Annotated in this window: 3 protein-coding genes; 2 read left to right on the plus strand and 1 reads right to left on the minus strand. The window is 64.1% G+C overall.

Features of this window, described 5'->3' with window-relative positions; genetic code table 11:
* The coding region (locus ACN4F8_RS20755) for a PAS domain-containing sensor histidine kinase (RefSeq protein WP_419475315.1) at positions 1-2,519 on the minus strand (2,519 nt) is incomplete at its 3' end.
* 204 nt (positions 2,520-2,723) lie between these two features.
* On the opposite strand from ACN4F8_RS20755, the gene aceE reads away from it, so the two are divergent.
* On the plus strand, positions 2,724-5,435 hold the full coding sequence (aceE, locus tag ACN4F8_RS20760) for a pyruvate dehydrogenase (acetyl-transferring), homodimeric type (protein ID WP_419475316.1): 2,712 nt from the start codon (positions 2,724-2,726) through the stop codon (positions 5,433-5,435).
* A gap of 17 nt (positions 5,436-5,452) precedes the next feature.
* The coding region (locus ACN4F8_RS20765) for a biotin/lipoyl-containing protein (RefSeq protein WP_419475317.1) at positions 5,453-6,519 on the plus strand (1,067 nt) is incomplete at its 3' end.

A 6,519-nucleotide genomic window follows, 5' to 3' on the forward strand; every position in this document is an offset into this window, starting at 1 on the left:
CCGGTTGATGCGTCGCCGACCGTCAATCTGGAGACCACAGGAATCCAGAAACTGAAGCAGCAACCCACAACCTCTTCCCCATTGTAGATGTTGTGCACCTGCATCCTTCCGTGGTGGGATTCGACGATGCTGCGGCACAGCTTGAGGCCGATGCCCATGCCCTCACTTTTGGTGCTGTAGAAGGCTTCGTAGATGCGTTCGATCATCTCGTCGGGAACGCCGTTGCCCGAATCGCGCACCGAGAATTCCACCACCTCCATGTCGTCCTGGCGGCGCGGCCCCACGCGCAGTTCTACATAGCGTTCACCGGGCGCACGGCCCGCCTGCATGATGGCCTCACCCGCGTTCTTCAAGAGGTTGATCAGCACTTGTTCGATCAGGATCGGATCGACCATCAGGCTGGGCAGGCGCGCCGCCACATAAGGCGACAGGCGCACCTGGTGGCGGCGCAGTTCGATGTCGGCCAGTTCGATCGCGTTGCTCACCATCTGTGCCACGTCGGACGGCGCTGGGTTGGGCTCGCTGCGCTTCACGAAGGCCTTGATGCGCTGGATGATCTGGCCCGCGCGCTGCGCCTGGCGCGCGGTTTTCTCCAGCGCGCCCAGCAGGTCTTGTGTGCTGATCTTGTTTTCGTTGACACGCGAGATCATGCCGTTGCAATAGTTGCTGATGGCGGTGAGCGGCTGGTTGAGCTCGTGCGCCACGCTCGACGCCATCTCGCCCATGGTGATGAGGCGGCTGGCGGTCTGCGCGCGTTCGGCCTGGCGCGAGGCCTGCTCTTCGGCGTAACGGCGTGGCGTGATGTCGCTGGCAATCACCATCTGCGCCAGCCGACCGTCGACCCAGGTGAGGTAGCGCGTGCGCACCTCCAGCCAGCGGTCGAGTTCTTCCACGAACACCTCGGCGTTTTCCGCGCCCGCGTCCGTGAGGGTTTCGGTGGGCATGCCGGCGAAGGCGTCGACTGCGTCGCCGTCGTCCGGGCTGGGCGTGGGCTGGTTGCCTGCCAGGTCGACCAAGTGACGGTGACCCTGGCCGCGCGTGCCGAACCACATGCGGTACATCTTGTTGGCGAACAGCATCTCGTCGCTGCCCAGAGGCGCCACGGACACCGCCGAGTCGAGCGATTCCAGCACGGTGGTGAAGCGCTCGTACGACGCCGAGAGTTCCTCGCGAATGCGCTTGGGCTCGGTGATGTCGGTCATCGAGGTCATCCAGCCGCTTTGATGACCTTTGGGGTCGATCAGCGGCGAGACGTACATGCGCGCGTCGAAGATGCTGCCATCGCGCCGTTGCACCCGCACCTCGAAGCCGCCGGGTGTGGATCGCCCGCGCAGTTCGTCTTCAAGGCGAGCGGTCAGCTGGTCGTGGTCCTCGTCGGGCCAGTAAGGAAACGGCGCGGTGCGCCCCACCAGCTCGCCTTCGGTCCACCCCGTCATGGAGCAGAAGGCCGGGTTCACGTAGGTGATGCGGCCCTGCATGTCGAGTGCGCGCATGCCGGTGAGCATGGAGTTCTCCATGGCGCGGCGAAAGTTGGTCTCGGACACCAGCGCCTGCTGTGCCTGCACCCGGCGGCGCGTGTGGCGCCAGGTGCCCAGCAGCATCCACACGGTGAGCGCCGAGAGCGCGCCGATCACCCAGAAGAAGCCGCTGCCCACGATGTCTTGCGAGGTGCGGTAGCCCTGGGCTTTCACGATCAGGCCGTTGCCCACCGGCGAGACCGGCACCTCGTGTTCCAGTGGTGGGTTCGACCACGGCAGCAGGCGCAACACGTCGCTGGGTGCCTGCAGGCTGCCTGCGAGCACCTGGCCACGGTCGTCGACCAGCGCCACCGCGTAGCGCGCCATGATCTCCGGCGGCATGCCGAAGCGCATGAGCCCATCGATGGCGTACTCGCCCATGACGGTGCCGGCAAAGCGGCCTTGTTCGCTCAGCGGCACGTGCAGCATCAGCGTGGCGTTGCGCGGATCTTGTGTTTCGAGCGGGCGCGAGTAGGTGGGCTGGCGCAGGTCGCGCGCGAGGTCGAAGGTGCCGTCGGTTTCGTTGGGCGAGAGCGTGCTGCCGGTGGGCCGCATCAGGCGCAGTGGTGCGCTGGGTGATGCGTAGCTGGCGAGCACGTTGCGCCGGGCATCCACCCAGGTCACGGCCTGCAGTTCGGGGAACTGGCTTACCAGGGCTTCGACCTGGAAGACAAACTCTTCGGTGTCGATGTCCTTGTTGTCGATTTCGCGGGCCAGGCGCATCAGCTGTTCCTGGCGCTCCAGCAGCCGCAGGCGCAGGCGCTGCTGCGCGTACTCCACATCGCGCGTGACGGCTTCCTGTTCGCGCTCCAGTTCCTCAAACCGCAGGTAAGTGATGGCCACCACGATGGCCGAGAGGAACAGCAGCACCGACAGCAGCGGCGCGAGCGTGGCAAACCGGTCCTGGCGCGAGGGCGGAAGCCGGCGCCACCAGCGTTTCCACCAAGGCGTCTGGGCGGCTTTGGGGGTGGTGGATGGCGGCGAGGAGGGCGCTGGACTCATAGCCTTCCGAGTCTAAGTGAGCAGGCCCTGTTTGCTCCGATTTGTGAAGCGCCCAACTGCTTGGGCGGCGTTTTTTGTGTGCCACTTAAATTTCATAATATAGAAATTAAAAGCACATATTGAAATCTGGAAAACATTGTGGGAAACTCCGTGACAGCACGGAATGCCCCCCGTAAGCTCGATTTCAACCAACAGGAGACAAGCATGGCAGCGAACAACGCGCAGAACGGCCGCGGCGCCGGTGACCTGGACAGCCAGGAAACCCGCGAATGGATGGAGGCGCTGGGCGCCGTGATCGAGCGGGAGGGTCCGGAACGCGCCCATTTCTTGCTGGAACAGTTGCTGGAAGAGGCTCGCCAGAACAGCATCGACCTGCCTTTCTCGGCCAACACCGGCTATGTGAACACCATCGAGGCCAACCAGGAAGAGCGCTGCCCGGGCAACATCGAAATTGAAGAGCGCCTGCGCGCCTACATGCGCTGGAATGCCATGGCGATGGTGGTCAAGGCCAACCGCCACAACCCCGAAGACGGCGGCGACCTGGGCGGCCACATCGGTTCGTTCGCTTCGCTGGCCCACATGTTCGGCGCCGGCTTCAACCATTTCTGGCACGCCGAGAGCGAAAACCACGGTGGTGACTGCCTCTACATTCAGGGCCACGTGTCGCCCGGCGTGTACGCCCGCGCCTACCTGGAAGGCCGCCTGACCGAAGAGCAGTTGCTCAACTTCCGCCAGGAGGTGGACGGCAAAGGCCTCTCCAGCTACCCGCATCCCAAGCTCATGCCCGAGTTCTGGCAGTTCCCCACGGTGTCCATGGGCCTGGGCCCGCTGATGGCGATTTACCAGGCCCGTTTCTTGAAATACCTGCACGCCCGCGGCATTGCCAACACCGAGAACCGCAAGGTCTGGGTGTTCTGCGGTGACGGCGAGATGGACGAAGTGGAATCGCTGGGTGCCATCAGCCTGGCCGCGCGTGAGAACCTCGACAACCTGATCTTCGTGGTGAACTGCAACCTGCAGCGCCTGGACGGCCCGGTGCGTGGCAACGGCAAGATCATCCAGGAGCTCGAAGGCGAGTTCCGAGGTTCCGGCTGGAATGTGATCAAGTTGCTGTGGGGCAGCGAGTGGGACCCGCTGCTGGCGCGCGACAAGGACGGCGCGCTGCGCAAGATCATGATGGACACGGTCGACGGCGACTACCAGGCCTTCAAGGCCAACGACGGCGCCTACGTGCGCAAGCATTTCTTCGGCCGCGACCCCAAGACGCTGGAGATGGTGGCCCACCTGAGCGACAACGACATCTGGAACCTCAAGCGCGGTGGCCACGACCCACAAAAGGTCTATGCGGCGTACCACAAGGCGGTCAACCACAAGGGCCAGCCAACCGTGTTGCTGATCAAGACCGTCAAGGGCTTCGGCATGGGCAAGTCGGGCGAGGGCAAGAACACGGTGCACCAGACCAAGAAGCTCACCGACGAAGACATCAAGATCTTCCGCGACCGCTTCAACCTGCCGATCCCGGACAGCGAACTCTCGAAGATCCCGTTCTACAAGCCGGCCGACGACACGCCGGAGATGAAGTACCTGCACGAGCGCCGGCAGGCCTTGGGCGGGTACCTGCCCAAGCGCCGCGTGAAGGCCGACGAAAGCTTCACCGTGCCGTCGATCGAGACATTCAAGGCCGTCATGGAGCCCACCGTGGAAGGGCGTGAGATCTCGACCACGCAGGCCTACGTGCGCTTCCTCACCCAGCTCCTGCGGGACCAGGCCCTGGGCCCGCGCATCGTGCCCATCCTGGTGGACGAAGCGCGCACCTTCGGCATGGAAGGCCTGTTCCGCCAGATCGGCATCTACAACCCCGCAGGACAGAACTACACCCCGGTCGACAAGGACCAGGTCATGTACTACAAGGAAGACAAGGCCGGCCAGATCCTGCAAGAGGGCATCAACGAAGCCGGCGGCATGAGCAGCTGGATCGCGGCGGCCACCAGCTACAGCACGAACAACCGGATCATGATCCCGTTCTACGTGTACTACTCGATGTTCGGCTTCCAGCGCATCGGCGACCTGGCTTGGGCGGCGGGCGACATGCAGGCCCGTGGCTTCCTCTTGGGCGGCACCTCGGGCCGCACCACGCTCAACGGCGAAGGCCTGCAGCACGAAGATGGCCACAGCCACATCCTGGCCAACACCATCCCCAACTGCGTGAGCTACGACCCGACCTTTGCCCACGAAGTCGCGGTGATCATGCACGACGGCATGAAGCGCATGGTCGAGCGCCAGGAGAACGTTTTCTACTACCTGACGCTGCTGAACGAAAACTACCCCATGCCGGGCCTGCAGCCCGGCACCGAAGAGCAGATCATCAAAGGCATGTACCTGTGCAAACAGGCGCCCGCACTGCCCAAGGACGCGCCCACCGTGCAACTGCTGGGCAGCGGCACCATCCTGCGCGAATCGTTCTTTGCGCAAGAACTGCTCGAAAAGGACTGGGGCGTCGCCGCCTCGGTGTGGAGCTGCCCGAGCTTCAACGAACTGACCCGCGACGGCCAGAACGCCGAGCGTTGGAGCCTGCTGCACCCGACCGAAGAAGCGAAGGTGCCATTCGTCACGCAGCAACTGTCCGCATCGCAAGGCCCCGTGGTCGCATCCACCGACTACATGAAGGCCTATGCAGAGCAGATTCGTCCGTTCATCCCCAAGGGCCGTACCTACAAGGTGCTGGGCACCGACGGCTTTGGCCGCAGTGACTTCCGCAGCAAGTTGCGCGAGCACTTCGAGATCAACCGCCACTACATCGTGGTCGCTGCGCTCAAGGCGCTGAGCGAAGACGGCGTGCTGCCCGCCACCAAGGTGGCTGAGGCGATCGCCAAGTACAACATCCAGGCCGACAAGGTCAACCCGCTGTACGCGTAAACCGAACGGAGACAACAATGGCATTGGTAGACATTCAAGTCCCGGACATCGGGGATTTCGACGAAGTGGGCGTGATCGAACTGCTGGTCAAGGTGGGCGACACGGTCAAGGCTGAGCAGTCGCTCATCACCGTCGAATCGGACAAGGCATCGATGGAGATTCCGTCCAGCCACGCAGGCGTGGTCAAGGAACTCAAGATCGCCTTGGGCGACAAGGTCAAGCAGGGTTCTGTGATTGCCGTGGTCGAGTCGGCAGACGCGGTTGCCTCAGCCCCGGCTGCTGCGCCAGCCCCTGCAGCTGTTGCCCCCGCCCCCGTTGCAGCCGCTGCGTCAGCACCGGTTGCACCCGCTGCAGCCCCTGCAACTGCAGGCCCGGTGGAAGTGCGCGTGCCCGACATCGGTGACTTCAAGGACGTGGCCGTCATTGAGTTGCTGGTCAAGGTGGGCGACACCATCAAGCTCGAACAATCGCTGTTCACCGTCGAATCCGACAAGGCCTCCATGGAGATTCCGTCGCCCGCCGCTGGCGTGGTCAAGGAGCTCAAGGTCAAGATTGGGGACACCGTCAACATCGGCGACCTCGTGGCCATGCTGGAAGGCGTGGCGGGCAATGGGCCTGCTGCCGCTGCAGCGCCCACAGCGCCGGCGGCGGCTCCCGCTGCTGCGCCTGTTGCAGCCCCCGCACCGGTTGCAGCAGCCGTTGCACCGGTCGCTGCCACGGCCTCCGTGCCCGCCCACCAGCCTGGCACGCCCACAGCGGGCCTGCCGCACGCATCGCCCTCGGTGCGCAAGTTCGCCCGTGAACTGGGCGTGCCCATCGACGAAGTCAAGGGCACCGGACCCAAGGGTCGCATCACGCAAGACGACGTGCAGACCTTCACCAAGCAGGTGATGGCAGGCGCGGCCCAGACCAAGGCGCAAGCTGCCAAGGCTCCTGCAGCGACGGGCGGTTCCGGCGTCGGCCTCGACCTGCTGCCCTGGCCCAAGGTCGATTTCACCAAGTTCGGCCCGGTGGAGCGCAAGGACCTCTCGCGCATCAAGAAGATCAGTGGTGCCAATCTGCACCGCAACTGGGTCGTCATCCC

The organism is Hydrogenophaga sp., assembly GCF_048549895.1.
Lineage (GTDB): Bacteria > Pseudomonadota > Gammaproteobacteria > Burkholderiales > Burkholderiaceae_C > Hydrogenophaga.

Bases quoted from the DNA above. Each gene is read 5' to 3' on its own strand.
- aceE (WP_419475316.1), top strand. From the start codon at position 2,724: ATGGCAGCGAACAACGCGCAGAACGGCCGCGGCGCCGGTGACCTGGAC.